General features: G+C 38.6%; 8 protein-coding genes and 1 pseudogene. 1 reads left to right on the top strand and 8 read right to left on the bottom strand.

The window, feature by feature from the left end; translation table 11 throughout:
- Positions 1–25: 25 nt before the first annotated feature.
- The 8 genes and pseudogenes from QF044_RS19445 to QF044_RS19410 all read right to left on the bottom strand — a co-directional run bounded on the left by QF044_RS19445 (position 26) and on the right by QF044_RS19410 (position 14,522).
- A complete protein-coding gene (locus QF044_RS19445) occupies positions 26–2,173 on the bottom strand; it encodes an endo-beta-N-acetylglucosaminidase H (RefSeq protein WP_307270909.1) in 2,148 nt (715 codons plus the stop codon).
- A 181-nt stretch (positions 2,174–2,354) separates the two neighbouring features.
- Positions 2,355–3,782: a glycoside hydrolase family 125 protein gene (locus QF044_RS19440; protein WP_307270908.1), complete on the bottom strand. Its 1,428-nt coding sequence runs from the start codon at positions 3,780–3,782 to the stop codon at positions 2,355–2,357.
- 29 nt (positions 3,783–3,811) lie between these two features.
- Complete coding sequence (locus QF044_RS19435; protein WP_307270906.1) at positions 3,812–6,046, bottom strand: GH92 family glycosyl hydrolase; 2,235 nt, start codon at positions 6,044–6,046, stop codon at positions 3,812–3,814.
- 130 nt (positions 6,047–6,176) lie between these two features.
- Positions 6,177–7,148 (bottom strand): glycoside hydrolase family 130 protein, encoded by a 972-nt coding sequence (locus QF044_RS19430; protein ID WP_307270904.1) that lies wholly within the window; start codon positions 7,146–7,148, stop codon positions 6,177–6,179.
- Between the two features lie 40 nt (positions 7,149–7,188).
- A pseudogene (locus QF044_RS19425) lies at positions 7,189–8,476 on the bottom strand (MFS transporter).
- A gap of 185 nt (positions 8,477–8,661) precedes the next feature.
- Entirely contained in the window at positions 8,662–10,287 is a 1,626-nt protein-coding gene (locus QF044_RS19420) for a SusD/RagB family nutrient-binding outer membrane lipoprotein (RefSeq protein WP_307270902.1), read from the bottom strand.
- 12 nt (positions 10,288–10,299) lie between these two features.
- Positions 10,300–13,242, bottom strand: coding sequence for a SusC/RagA family TonB-linked outer membrane protein (locus tag QF044_RS19415; RefSeq protein ID WP_307270900.1), 2,943 nt, complete (start codon positions 13,240–13,242; stop codon positions 10,300–10,302).
- Positions 13,243–13,643: 401 nt separating this feature from the next.
- On the bottom strand, positions 13,644–14,522 hold the full coding sequence (locus QF044_RS19410; protein ID WP_307270898.1) for an AraC family transcriptional regulator: 879 nt from the start codon (positions 14,520–14,522) through the stop codon (positions 13,644–13,646).
- Between the two features lie 262 nt (positions 14,523–14,784).
- On the opposite strand from QF044_RS19410, the gene QF044_RS19405 reads away from it, so the two are divergent.
- Positions 14,785–15,648, top strand: coding sequence for an AraC family transcriptional regulator (locus QF044_RS19405; RefSeq protein WP_307270897.1), 864 nt, complete (start codon positions 14,785–14,787; stop codon positions 15,646–15,648).
- Positions 15,649–15,690: the final 42 nt, after the last annotated feature.

Genomic DNA, 15,690 nt, shown 5'->3' with positions numbered 1-15,690 from the left:
GGGCCGAAGCCCAATGATTGATTTATTATTTTACAATTAGTTTTTCCGTCTGTTTCAAACCGCCGTCCTGAGATTCAAACTGAATAATATAGTTACCCATCGAAAGTTTCGACAGATTATATGAATGATCTCCGGCTTCTAACATTTTTGTATCTACCAGACCTCCATTGAAATTATAAACCGATAATTTCCCTCTGCTGTATTCTTCAGGAACAGAAACCGTAAGTGCTGAAGATGTGCTTACAGGATTTGGATAGAGTCTAATCTGCTTTTTAGCTGATACCTGTTCTGAACCTGCTATCCTTTGATTTTTTGCATTAGACGAAAGTTTTTGAGTTCCTGCCGGGCAAGGTATATCTGTTCCCCAGTTAGAAGCATCAACGCCTGTCAATGTTAATGACACCCCATTTCCCGAGCTATCCTGAACAGATGAACCGCTTCCTTCGTTAAATTTCCAGTATGCAGCGAGAGACGTAGCCGGAAGTACTGCATTACACATATTCTGACTGATTTCTGTCTGGCTTAAAGCTCTTTTCCAAACTCTAACCTCATCTACCTTACCATTGAAATTTCTGGAGGTGTTATATAAATATCCTACGTTGAAAGCTCCGCTGGAAGCAACAGGTCCGGTTTGGGATCTGCTGGCATCAAGGGTTCCGTTGATATAAAGTTTCATCGTAGAACCGTCATACGTTGCAGCAATATGATACCAGGTATTGGCATTCAACGCTGTATTGGAAGCCAGTTTTTGTTGTACATTATTAATACTTAACACAAACTGAAGCTTATTATTAGCCAGGCTGGCATCTCCCAACCGCAAAAAAGCTGAATTGCTGTCACTGATTTCCGTTCCCATCAAAGACGAAATATAAGGAGATGCTGACTTAAAAGACGACGGCTTGAACCATCCTTCAAAAGATAATGCCGAACCGTTTAAATTTAAACTTCCTGCTGATCCGGATTCACTGGTGCCGTCTAATAAAAGAGCTGCTGATCCTGAAGGAATTGTTCCGCCCACACTTTTGAATCTCGGAGCGAAAATATAAGTACTTTTAACGCTGCAATTGGTTCTGATCCTCCAGTCGTATTCCGTATTGGCTGTTAATCCTGATATGGTAACTGAAGTACTCGCAGTAGCGGTTGCCGCATTCGTCCATGTGGTAGCAGAAGCTGTTTTATAATCTACATCATAGGTATTGGTTCCTACAGCTGACCAGTTAAGTTTTGCACTTGTTCCGGTAAGGTTGCTGGTAAATAATCCGATAGGAGCATCACAATTGGTGCCCTGTGTCCATGACTGTAAAGGTGTGCTTAGTATGGTCTGTTCACCATATAATGTTTGTGTTCCTGCCGAAAGCTGTGATGTTTCATTGGTTCCGTGGAGATCATACCACATAAATACACCGTATCCGCCATTTTTTGTTTGGGTAGCCAAATTGGTAGTGGTAGAATTGGAAGTATTTCCCATCCATATTGCCGCAGGTGAGATCTGAGCATTGGTAAGAGGTGGAACATTGGGCGCAGAAAACGTTCCATAGTTGGCATTCCAGCTGTAGTTCACGTAATCGCCTACCCTAAGCCCATTCCAGGAAAGTCTTGAAGCAGCAGGCCCGTAATAATAAAAAGTGATCATTTTGTTCGGAAGCAAAGCCTTCAATTCCTGTACCAGCATCACAAATGAACTGGTGTTGGGCTGACCTGTCCCGTTCTGTCCATAATCTGAATACTCATCATCAAAATCGATTCCGTCTAAACCGTACGTATTTACTGTATGGGCAAGCTGCTGTGCAAAATCTTTGGCTGCTTCACGGGTAGGAAAATTACAAATACCTGCTCCCTGGTGGTTCCCGAGGATAGTCAAAACCACTTTCATTCCCTTAGCCTGAAGCGGTTTTATGTAGGTATCTGCGTTGGTAAGGACTTTTGTAACGTTATTATTACAGTATAGATAAGGTCTGCTTTTGGCTGTATCATAATTGATGTTAGCCGCAAAAATATTAACCACATTAAACAGATATCTGTCCGTGGTCTGCAGTTTGTACGATCCCGCATTCAGGAGATTGTTGTTATTCACTTCCACATAGCATATTCCCGTAGGATTAAGCTGTTGTGCATTCAACGCAGGTATTGCATGAATGATCATTAAGATCAATGTAGTAATGGCTTTTTTCATAATGTTTTTTGTAAGTTATTTTGATGTATTTATATCTATTCATTTTCTCCGGAATAGAAGAAAATGATCAGCTACGGACCGGGGATTTCACAAGATCTGGTCTTAATAAAATCTCAGTAAAATACGGCAACTAAAAAAACAGGAATAAAGGGCGTGCTGCCACCTGCTGCAAATATCATTTCTAGGTCAATAAATCCTGGTTCTCGTTAAAAGTTTTCCATAACAGTTCTCCGAATAATGTATTGGCCCACGCAAACCATTCCCTGGTAAATTTTTTGTCGTTATCCTTATGGAAAGATTCATGCATAAAGCCTGTTCCTCCATGGGTTTTCTGTAAAGTGTCTATGCACCATTTGATCTCGTTGCGGTCTTTGGTGGTAAGGGCTTTCATAATGATACTCATGGGCCAGATCATATCAAGACCAATGTGCGGCCCGCCGATTCCTTCTGCCAGTTTTCCTTTGAAAAAGAATGGATTATCCTTTGACCAAACATAATTTCTGGTATTCATATAAACAGGATCATCCGCTTTTACGGCTCCAAGATATGGCAGTCCCAAAAGGCTTGGACAGTTCGCGTCATCCATTAAATTATAGCTTCCAAAACCATTTGTTTCAAATGCATAAATCTTTCCGTACTGAGGGTGATTATAGATTCCGTACTTTTTGATGGCTGCATCAACCTCATCGGCAAGGCTGTTTAACTGCTGAGCCAGCGTTTTTTCATTTTTAATCTGTGAAACCATTTCTGCTGCCTGACGCAAGCTTACGACTGCAAATAAATTGGAAGGAATAAGAAATCCATAAATCGTTGCATCATCACTCGGGCGGAACATTGAGCTGATCAAACCCACCGGATTTGTTGGATATCCGTAACCTCCCATTGCAACGCCATCCGTTGCCCAAGCTGTTGTACGCTCGAATTTATAAGGCCCTAAATCTGTTTTTCTCTGCTGTTCTGTGAAAGTCTGCAAAGTAAGCTTGATTCCCTGAAGCCAGCTGTTATCAAAAGGCTTTGTATCTCCTGTTGACTTCCAGAAATGGTAAGCAAGACGGATAGGATAACACAATGAATCGATCTCCCATTTTCTTTCGTGGATCCCGGGTTTCATATCGGTATGATCGTATTCTTTCCACTTGCTTATTTTATTCTCATCGTTATAAAAAGCATTGGCATAAGGATCTTTCAGAATAAATTCCGTCTGCTTGTGGATCACTCCGGAGATCAGTTTGTGAAGTTTTTCATCTTTTTTTGAAAACTGCAGATATGGGAAAACCTGTGCAGAACTATCTCTGAGCCACATGGCATCAATATCTCCTGTAATAACGTAAGTATCCGGATTTCCGTTAATCTCTTTATAAAAAACAGTAGTATCTAAAGTATTTGGAAAACAGTTTTCAAAAAGCCATGAAAGCTCTTTATTCTTCACTTTCTTTTTAAAGGCTGCAATCGCATTGTCTACCGCTTCACTGGTAAAATGTCTTTTATCTTTAGGAACACGTACCACGGGAAACTCTTCTACGCTCAATGTTTTCGCAAAAACATTCTGAGTAAACAGCAATCCCGCTCCTGCAATTGCACTGGTCTTTATAAACTTTCTCCTTTCCATTATACTTTTATTTCGTTGTTTTTATTGATCTATTTTACAGGTTTACTTCCCATTACAAATTTTAGTTCACCACCATTCATAATATCACTGTGGCTGATTTCCCAGCTTTTGAATTCTTTTCCGTTCAAGAACATTTTCTGAACGTAGATGTTTTTGTCTGATATTTTATCTGCGGTTACAGTAAAGGTTTTTCCGTTTTCCAACTTTAAGGCTACTTTCGGAAACTGGGGTGCTCCAATAGCATATACAGGTTTTCCGGGAGTCACCGGATAAAATCCTAATGATGAGAAAATATACCATGCTGACATTTGCCCGCAGTCTTCATTATTGACAATTCCGTCCGGTTTTGCTGCATACATATTGTCACGGATGAATTTGACCATTTTCTGGGTTTTGTAAGGAGCTCCTGCATAATTGTACAGGTAAGGAACATGATGTCCCGGCTCGTCACCGAATCCCAGAGAACCGATAAATCCTGAAATATCTACATGCTGCTCACCGATCATTTTAAGTTCTTCGGTAAAGGTTTTGTCCAGTTTTTCTTCAAAACCTTTCTTACCTCCGTATAAATTCATCATTTCATCGATCATATGTGGAACAAAGAAATCATACGCCCAGATATTTCCTGAAACCCAATGCGGCTGTAGTTTTTTCCAGTCATTGAGTGTAAAATCAGTAAGGAATTCTCCGTTTTTCTGTCTTGGCCAGAAATGTTTATTTTCTTTGTTGAAGGTGTTAAGGAAGCTCATAGAACGTTTTTTATAGACTTCCGCCTCTTCTTTTTTACCCAGTTTCTCAGCAAGCTGCTGAATGCACCAGTCGTCATAAGCATACTCTAAGGTTGCGGAAACCGAAGCTCCGTTTTCTGATGGGGTGTAGCCTAATTTAATATAATCATTAAGACCTCCGCCTCCATCACTGCTGCTCATTTTATCCGTTAAGGAAGCATCTTTCATTGCTGCAAATGCTTTCTCCTGATCGATTCCCGGCACACCTTTGGAAATAGCATCCCAGATCACCGAAACACTGTGGTAACCGAGCATACAGAAGTTATCGTACCCACAGAGTTCCCAGATCGGCATGTGATCTTTACGGTCTGTATATCTGCTGATCAGAGAGTTGGCGAATTCTTTTGTATGTTTCTGATCCATAATGGTCAGCAAAGGATGTGTTGCTCTGAAACCGTCCCAATAGGAATAGGTACTGTAGTTGGTAAACCATTTGGCATTCATATTTTCCTGGGCGGCTACATAATCTCCGTTGGTATCCATATAAAGATTAGGCGCAATGAATGTATGATACACTCCGGTATAGAAGATTTTTCTCTGGTCATCCGTACCGCCGGTCACCTGGAATCTGTTGATAAGATCTCTCCAGGTGTTCTGAGCTGTTTCTTTAGCCTGTGCAAAATTCACATGCTTAGCTTCGGTATCAAAGTTTTCCTGGGCGCCTTCCGTACTTACAGGAGATAAAGAAACTTTTACCTCAATGCTTTCATTTTCTTCAGTTGAAAATCTCACGAAAGCTTTGGCATCTTTAGCAAGTGCTATTTTTTCGTTTTCCTTTATTTTTCCTTCAGAATAAGTTCCGTAAGATTTAAAAGGTTTTGAAAATTCCATCACGAAATAAGCAAAACGTTTTCCGCCCCAGCCGTTGCTGTAGCAGTATCCTTTAATTTTATTGTTTCCTTCTATACTTACCAGGGTATGATAAATATTTCCGAAAATTTTATTGGTAGGATCAATAATGACATTGGATTCTTCGCTTTTTGGAAAAGTATATTTATGAAAACCTACTCTTGGAGAAGCAGTTAGTTCCGCTTTAATTCCATAACTGTCCAGCATCACAGAATAATATCCCGGTGAGGCGGTTTCTCTTTCATGACTGAATGTTGAACGGTAGCCACTTTCCGGTTTGTCTTCTGATCCCGGAAGCATTTTTATTTTTCCAACGGTTGGCATCACTAAAATATCTCCAAGATCTGCCCAGCCTGTTCCGCTGAGGTGATTATGGCTGAATCCCATGATGGTCTTACTGCTGTAATGATATCCCGAACACCAGTCCCAGTCGCCGCTTTTGGTATTCTGATCCGGACTGAGCTGGATCATCCCAAACGGGGTTGTCGCTCCGGGGAATGTATGACCGTGGCCTCCTGTTCCAATAAACGGGTCTACCCATGAAAGAACATCATCTTTTTTGTGTTGGGCATTTCCGGATTGGGAAACTAAAGTAATTAATAAAAATATCAGCAGTTCTTTTTTCATAATCATAATACGAAAATCTTAAAAATTCTTCAAGATAGGAGTTTATTCAACAATATAAAAACCTCAACAATGATTTCAACAAGCAGGAAAATAAAGTTGACTGGCATATTCTTTACATTTTTAATTCAGTTTAAAGCGAATTCTTTTTCATGAAATCAATAATTTCTGAAATATATCCAAACGCAATGGCCACAACGGTATCCGCTGCTCCATAGTATACGGTTACCTTATCTCCTTCTGAAAGGGCAGCACACGGGAAAACCACATTGGGAATATCTCCTGTAAGCTCATACAGTTCTGCCGGAGCTACTAAATAAGGTTTAGTTCTGTACAATACTTTTGACGGGTCTTCAAGATCAAGCAGTGATGCCCCCATAGAATAACGGAAACCTCTGCAGGTATTGATTACCCCATGATAAAAGAGTAGCCATCCTTCGTCCGTTTTAATTGGAACAGGCCCTGCTCCTATCTTTGTGCATTGCCAAGCACTGTCTTCAAACGGCGCTACTTTCATCACGCATCTATGCTCACCCCAGTATTTCATATCCGGACTGTAGCTGATATATATGTCTCCAAAAGGAGTATGTCCATTATCACTTGGTCTGCTCAGCATCGCATATTTGCCGTTGATTTTCTCAGGGAAAAGAACTCCGTTTCTGTTAAAAGGCAGAAATGCATTTTCACACTGGAAGAATTCTTCAAAATCGAAAGTGTAGGCAATCCCGATGGTTGGTCCGTGATATCCGTTACACCAAGTGATCCAGTAGCGGTCTTCTATAAAGGCAACACGAGGGTCGTATTTATAGTCGGATTCTATCATTTCAGTATTTCCTGCCTGCATATCGATAGGATCATGATTGATCTCCCAATTGATTCCATCTTTACTGAAGCCTGCAAAAATATTCATCTGCACGGCTTTGTTGTCGCAACGGAAAACGCCTGCGAAACCGTCTTCAAAAGGGACCACCGCACTGTTGAAAATGCTGTTGGATGTTGGGATCGCATATCTGTTGATAATCGGGTTTTCAGAGAAACGCCACATGATATCATGGCTGTTTTCCGGACGATCCTGCCAAGGGATCTTTGCTGGTTGAAATGTCATAAAGTATTTTTACTTTTTTATTTAATTATTTAATAAATGATTAGTGTTCTTTTAATTTTTCAGGATAGGAGAACGGAACAAACAGGGTGGCAATAAAAGCCGGTATAGTAGCGATAAGAACCCAGATAAAGAACATTTTGTACCCTATCCAGTCGCTGATCATCCCGCTAAACATTCCGGGGATCATGACTCCAAGGTTCATAATACCGGTTGCAAAAGCATAATGAGCTGTTTTGTGTTCTCCAGGTGCAATCTGCTGCATGATGTAAAGCATTAACCCTACAAAACCGAATCCGTAGCCAAAATATTCAACCACGACGGCAATTCCTACCGGAAGCAGTTCTGTTGGCTGGAAGTAAGCTAATAATGCATAGACTACAAACGGAATATTAAAGGGCCGAACAAAGCCAGATCAAAGATTTTTTAAGTCCTCTGGCAGCAATGAAGTAACCAGCCAGTACAGACCCTAAAATAAATGCTGCCGAACCGTAAGTCCCGTAAATAAGTCCAATATCTGATGTAGACAATCCCAATCCTCCTGAAGTTCTTGGAGCTTTGAAAAATAAAGGGGCAATTTTTATGGCAAATCCTTCCGCAAAACGGTACAGAATAATAAACAATACGGCCCACATGATGTTTTTCTTTTTGAAGAAAGAAGTGATTACTTCCAATAGTTCCTTGCGGACATTTCCTGCTTTTCTAAGCTTTTTTTCCTGTTTATTTTCCTTCGGCAGAACAGCGTAATGGTAGATCGCTAAGGCTAAAAACAGAAGACCGTAAATTCCCATGATAATCATCCAGGCATTGACAACTCCTTTTGTTTTTTCCAGAACTCCTGCAAAATAGACCAGAACCCCACTGCTGATGATCTTGGCCAAATTATAGAAAGCTCCCTGCCATCCAATATATTTTGCCTGTTCCTTGTTCGTTAAAAAATTGATATAGGTACCATCTGCTGCTATATCGTGTGTTGCTCCACAAAATGCTACGACTGCAAAAAGAGCAATGCTGTATTTGAAAAAATCCGGCAGAGGTAATGTTAATGCAACTAAAGCAAATAGAATTCCTATGGCAAACTGGGTAGCGACAACAAAGAACTTTTTTGTTTTGTAAATCTCCAGAAAAGGGCTCCAGAGAGGTTTTAATGTCCAGGAAAACATAATCAAAGCGGTCCAGAAGGTGATCTTGGAATCTGAAACTCCCATATCCTTATACATAATTCCGGAAACCGCATTAATGGTCACAAAAGGTATTCCCATTGCAAAATATAATGTGGAGATCCAAAGGATCGGTTTTACTGAACGAGTTTCAGAGCTGTTGTTTCCCATATTGAAATTAAATAGTAAAGAAAAAGAGAGCCTCCCAAAAGAATCATTCCAGTTTGAAACGAAACTAAAATTGAAGAATCCTGAAACATACGTGTATCAGAAATTTCTTCTGCCGGAATGAAAACACAAATTAAATCTAACTTTCAGGAGGTCTCTTTGTCTTTATAATTGATCTGCTAAAATTATTACTTTTTATCCCACCAGAGTTTGGTTCCTCCTGTATCAGGACCTCCGATATACTGCAAAGCCTGGGCATAATTCAGAGTATTGTTTCTATATTTGGTCGGAATAGGAATTCTTCTGATCATCGCATCGGTACTAATGGTTCCCTGGCTGTCATTCAGAACATTTTTGAAAATAACAGGATATCCGGTTCTTCTCTGTTCTGCCCAAGCTTCAGAGCCGTCAGGATAAATAGCAATCCATTTCTGAGTCATAATTCTTTCTAATTTTCTTTCGAAAGTATCAGCATCATTCCATTTAATGGTGATTGTACTCAACATCGGGCTTCCTGCCACAATACTGTTTGATGGGTTTTTAGGATCAATATAGGGAGCTTCCTTAGAAGTAGCATCTGCCACATAAGTTGCATACGCAGAACTCTTTCCCCATTCTGCAAATGACATTTCAACACCTTTGTTGTAATTTGTTCCTGCATCTCCTGCCCCAACATACCCTCTGATGGCAGCTTCCGCTTTCAGGAACCATGCTTCCGCAGCCGTAAATAATTTATTCTTACCATTACTTACAGAAAAGTAGTCTCCGTTAGCAGATGCAGCTATAGGCTGGGAGAAGTCTCCATAACGGTCTTTGCTTCCACCCATATCAACCCCCTGTCTTACTCCTATATACTGTCCGGCCACAGTAGGGTCGGTAGCAGGTTTAGCATAAGCAGGCCTTCTGGGATCATTAAAACCATTCATAAATGCCATTAACGGCGCCCCTATCTTACAATCGCCCCAGGAATAAATAATATCGCTGAGAGGAGAAGCTGCCCCATAATTTACTAAAGCATTTTCCATATTATCACTTATAAGGCCTGCCGAAGATGACAAAGACTGCTCTGCATATAATTTAGCCTTTCCAGGATCTGCATAGCTGATACGCAAAGCATAACGTAATTTCAGTGAGTTCGCTAATTTCGTCCAATTAGAAGAATTTCCTCCAAAAACCAGATCCGATTTTTTTAGTACTGCATTATCTTCTATTCCGATACTTGTCTGAAGTGCAGTTATAGCTGCATCCAAATCTGCAACAAAATAATTAAAAGCGTCCTGTTGGGAATCAAAATCTGTGATTCCTGTAGTCGTATTCGGATGCTCGAATTTACTGTAAATAACTGGTCCATGAGCATCTGACACTTTTTGAGCAGCCATAATTCTCAATATTGAAAGCACTGCCAAAGAATGCGAGAAATTAACACCAGCATAATTTTTTGCAGCTATGGTTTTAAAGTTTTTATACTGTTGGTTCACATCTTCAAGCTGATTCATCATTACCCTTTCGTTCCAGCCATCCATCATAAAGTAGGTAGTATTATTTCTTCCTCCATTGTAAGGAGTTGCGGTACTGAATAATCCACTGTACATATCAGCATTAAGGTTCGTCTGCAGCTGATAAATCCAGTTGGTCTGGCTTTGAAGATTCCTTTGCATTTGCTTCATCGGGTTCGTAAGCAATAAGAAATCAGCATTTAACTGCTCTGTTCCCAAGCCTTCAGAACTCTTAGAATCTATTTCCGAAAAGTCGTCGGTGCAGCTTGCTACAGAAAGAAATAAAGCAGATGCTGCGAATAATATTTTAATATTCATTTTTCTACGTTTTTAAAAGTTAGCTTTTAATGAAAAACCAAATGACCGTGTAATAGGCATTCCGAACATATCCACACCAACACCTCCCGGATTTACACCAGATACCTGCTCCGGATCGAATGGTGCTTTCTTATAAAAAAAGAAAAGATTGGTTCCGATTACACTCAGCGTGACATCTTTAAAATATTTTGCATTAACATTGAATGTATAAGAAGCAGATGCCTGTCTTAACCTGATTGTTGTAGCTTTGTAAATATAGGCTTCATTGATTCCATCACTTCCTCCTACAAGATTGTAGTAAGCATGGGCATCTGTACGTCCTGTATATGCTTCTCCGTTTGCATATACCGCATTAGGAATGACTACGCCTCCTGCATCTCTCGCATCTGCTGTAGCCTGACTTACTCCGAATTTATCATTCAATGCCTGAGTCATACCCAATACTTTTCCTCCGAATTTACCGTCAATCAGGAAATTTAAATTAAACTTTCCAATGTTGAATGAATTACTTAAACCAAGCATAAACTTAGGATTTGGATTTCCTAAATACTGTTTCTGATTCGGGTCTTTTGATGGCAATCCGTTCTCGTCAACAATGATTCTTCCCTGCCCGTCTCTTAAGAATACCGTTCCGTAAAGATCCCCGAAAGAACCTCCTTTCTTTATGACATTAAACCCTCCTCCGTTAAGGGTAAATAATTTTTCAGAATCAGGATAAAATCCTGAAGGAAAAACCTCTTTGATTCTGTTTTTATTGGCAGAGGCATTCAATGTAGTTGTCCATCCGAATTTTTCACTATTAAATACTTTATAAGACAGACTGGATTCGAAACCTGTATTTTGAATTCTACCAGCATTGATATCCCATTTCCCTATCGTAGTGGTATAATACCCGGTAGCATCTACTCCTTTCAGATATTGGTCAGTCGTTAACGTATTATAATAGGTAATATCAAAACTTAACTTATTATTAAATAATCTGAACTCTGTCCCTGCTTCATAACTCTTCGTTTTTTCAGGTCTTGGGAAAAGAGCGGCAAGTTCAGGATAAAGACTGATATCAACAGGAGATGATGTATAAGATCCTGTAACAACACCTCCGTTAAAGATAGGCTGAGGTAATGTAGAATTGGGATCTAATGCATTTCCCACCGTTGCATATGAAGTTCTCAGTTTCCAGAAATTAATGAAGCTTGGAAGCTTGAATATTTCATTCATAATTCCATTGATCCCAATTGATTCATAATCAAAAGATCTGTTAGGTGCTCCGGCTAATGTTGATGACCAGTCATTTCTGAAGGTTAAGTCCAGATAAAGCATTTTCTTATACCCGAAATTGGCACTGGCAAAGAAAGACTGATCTCTTCTGTTATAATTGGTAATGGTATAATTCAATCCATTTCCAACAGTTCCCTCTCCTGAACTGTTTCCCCAGTCTAAATTATTCAAGGCAAAAAGATTGGCAATAAAAAGTTTATTGTTTTCTATATTGGTAACTGTTGTTTTAGAATCGGAAACACTTCCTCCCACCGTAAAATCCAAACTTAGATTCTCATTGATCTTAGGATTACCCACCAGGATAAAGTCACCATAAGATGAGGTTCTTTCAATTGTATTTTTATAGATTTTACCATTGTTATTTCCTCCAAGAACAATAGGTAAAGAGAAAACAGCAACGTTACGCTGACTGTCAGAGTTAAAATAGTTATAGTTCCCTCTTGCTTTAGCTACAAGCCAGTCGTTGATCGTATAACTAAGTGCTGCAGATCCGTAAAAGGTTTTGTTTTTTGTATTAACCGTATTTTTATTAAGTATCCAGTATGGGTTTTGAGAATTCTCACCATTGAAACCTCCATCAGGCTTTATTGCCCACCAATTCTGAGCAGGAAGGTACCGGGTCTGATCAAAATAAGTATAATTATCACCACTGTAATTATCAAAATTAATTCCCCTTGGCAACCAATAGAGGTTGTTAAGAGGTGAAAAATAAGTTCCTGGAGTAAGTCTATTTCTGGACTCCTGAAGGGACGCCATTACGTTCGCATCCAGCACCAATCTGTCTTCTAAGAATTTACTGGTATTTCTGAAATTGAGATTGTACTGGTCAAATGTCGAAGTCGGAATTACTCCTTTATTAGTGGTATTTCCCAGAGAAAAGAAACTTGAAGATTTATCATTTCCCGCCTGGAAAGTTAATCCGTTGGTCCAGGTTATACCTGTATCAAAAAAATCTTTTACATGATCTTTAGAAGTTCCTTTTGCACCCCAGCTGTCTTGTGAACCGGTATTTCCGGTAGACGCATCATATGGGGTGGTCTGAAGATAGCTGTATTGAAGCTTCGGCAAATTATATACTTTATCAAAAGTAAGACTTGACGTAAAGGAAAGAAGACCTTTTCCTTTAGCTCCGGTCTTGGTAACGATCAATACCGCTCCGTTTCCTCCGGCAGCTCCATATAAAGCTGCTGCAGAAGCCCCTTTTAAGAAATTAATGCTTTCAATATCTTCGGGATTTATTGTACTCAATACATCACCTGTATCAGGCATAGATGCAAAATAATCAACATTCGGGCCTGTAGTTCCCTGGGTTCCGGTATTGTTAATAATAGGAATACCATCAATCACATACAATGGCTGGCTGTTCCGTGTAGATTTGTCTCCCCTCATGATAACCCTGACCGATCCACCGGCTCCACCATTGGTCTTATTAATCTGCACATTGGAAACCTTCCCGTTGATTGAATTCAAAAGGTTGGGTGTTTTTACTTCTGTAAGCTCATCTCCTCCAATCTGCTGGCTAGAGTACGTTAAGGACCGTACCTGCCTTTTTATCCCCAAAGAAGTAACAACCACCTCTTCTATTTTGGTTGTTTTAGCAGTATCTGCCTTTTTTGTTTCCTGTGCGTAGGCAGATAAAGAAATAGCTAATAAAACCGGTATAACAGTTTTTCTCATAAGGTTAGTTTTATTAAGATTTATTTGAGAATCAATTACATCGCTTTAAATATGGTATACATTTTAAAATGAGGTTTATCTTCATTTTTCAACAATATTTGTATTAAATAATTAAAGTTTTGTTAAGATTTAATTCATATTAGCAAATCTAAATTTTGTAACCAGTCAGATGTAATGCTATTTTATCATAAAACGATATTATTATTTCAGTCTATTTTTAAAACTCTCTTTTAACTACTGATATACAGCAACATAGATGATTTAAAATTTTTTGTTTTTTGATCAATTTATATAACATTTTTAGCATTTATCATTAATAAATCAGATTTTTCAACAAAAAATCCGGATGAATAGATCCGGATTCTTAGAATATAAAATGTATTTCCTTTATTTAAAATAGATTATTCAATTTTTTTTACTCCTTTAAACAGTTCTTTAAACTCAGTGGGTGTTGTCTTTTTAATGGATTTAAAAACTTTGTTGAAATTGGCTATATTATTGAAGCCTGCCTCAAAAGCAGTCTCAAAAACTGTCAGATTCTTCTCCATTAACCATCGTGCGGCATAGCTGATCCTTATTTCGTTCAGATAATTCACAAACGTTTTACCTGTTCTTTTCTTAATAAACCTGTTGAAGGTCACACTACTCATGTTAATCAGTGAAGCAGCATCGTGGAGAGTTATTTTATTTTCGAAATTCTTATGGACAAAATCATGAACTACCTTCATTCTGTCGTTATCCGCAAAGGTTTCAAGTTCTATGCTATAGGATGATAAAAGGGTTTTATCTTCTGCGATTGCCAGCTCGTTCAGGATCTTCATGATCTCAATAAAAGACTCAAAACTGTTCATTTTTGATAAATTGAGAAAAGAATCTTTTAGCTTTTCAGCAGTTTCCTGTGAAAACAGAATCCCTTTAATCGAATCCTTCATCAGATTGCTGATGGGTTTCAAAATATTTTTATCCATCATGGACTGATTAAAAAAATCCTGATTGAACTGAACGGTGATCTCGTGGGTTTTCCTGTTTTTACATTTATGATTGGCCCAGCAGTGCGGTAGATTAGGCCCTACAAGAACCAGCTCGATATCGCCGATCTCTCCTGTGTGGTCGCCAATCATCCGGCGGTAGCCTTTTCCTTTACTGATAAAATTGATCTCGATTTCCGGGTGGTAATGGTATGGAAAATCAAAAGATGCCTTTATCCGGTCGAACACAAGAAAACTGTCCTCTGGAGATAATGGCGTTATTTCTCTCAAAATATTTTCTAGCTTGCTCATTTAGTTTTTGAAGAAATTAAAGTTATCATTCAATACAGTACTTTTTTGCAAATTTGACAAAAAACTAATTAACTATAATATAATTTTTATTTTTTATGTCATTTTTAATCAAAAAATGAAATTTAAATTGCGAATCGTTAATTTAATAAAAATCATATTAAAAATTCGATTTGGACAACAAATAAATCTTATAAAATGAGGAATCAGTAATTAAATTCTTTAAAAAACCTTCTTTTTTGTACCTTTAAGCTAAAGTAATTGTATGCAGGAACTTATTTTCGAAGATCACTACAAAAAACTCGGACTTGAAATGTTCTCCGATGAAAACCTGGAAACGATTAATGGAAATAAATTCAAATATGATATAAAAATTCTTTTTGTTACTCAAGGTTACGAACTTAGTGTAGATTTTAATCATTATAAAATATCAACACCTTCGCTTTTTTTCCTCACCAGCCAGCATTTGAAAATAGAGAAAGGAAAAGAAACATCCACACTTCTTTATTACAACCGCGACTTTTACTGCATCCAGATCCACGACAAAGAGGTAGCCTGCGACGGACTTCTGTTTCACAATGTATTCGAAATTCCTTTTGTAGAGCTTACCGAAACGGAAACATCTGTTATCAGGGGGCTATTTCAAAATATAAAAGATGAGCTTCAATGGAAAGATTCTTCTGCTGAAGAAATGATCAGAACGTATGTAAAGCAAATGATCATCCGGGCCACCAGAAACTGGAAGAAACAGCATCTTAATAATGATGCCGTTAAAATCCCAGGTAGCGAACTGGATATTTTCAGGGATTTCAGCAGGTATCTTGAAATTCATTTCAAGGAAAAACATAACGTAGCTGATTATGCAGAGCTACTTCACATCTTTCCAAAAACTCTAACTCATAAATTTAAAAACCTGAATCTGGATTCGCCTAATCAGTTTATTATCAACAGAATTTTACTGGAAGCTAAAAGACTGCTCTTTTATACAGATAAGCACGTCAAAGAGATCGCTTATGATCTAGGCTATGAAGATCCTGCTTATTTTAACAGGCTTTTCACGAACAAAACAGGAAGCACCCCTTCAAATTTCAAGAAAAATTACTCGTCGGGAAAAAAGTACAATATTTAAGTCTTTTTATCTATTGAATCCGGCCTGCAACCACTCTATCTT

This window comes from Chryseobacterium sp. W4I1 (assembly GCF_030816115.1).
In the GTDB taxonomy this organism is placed as follows: Bacteria; Bacteroidota; Bacteroidia; order Flavobacteriales; family Weeksellaceae; genus Chryseobacterium.
This window is presented reverse-complemented; position numbering and strand designations above follow the sequence as displayed.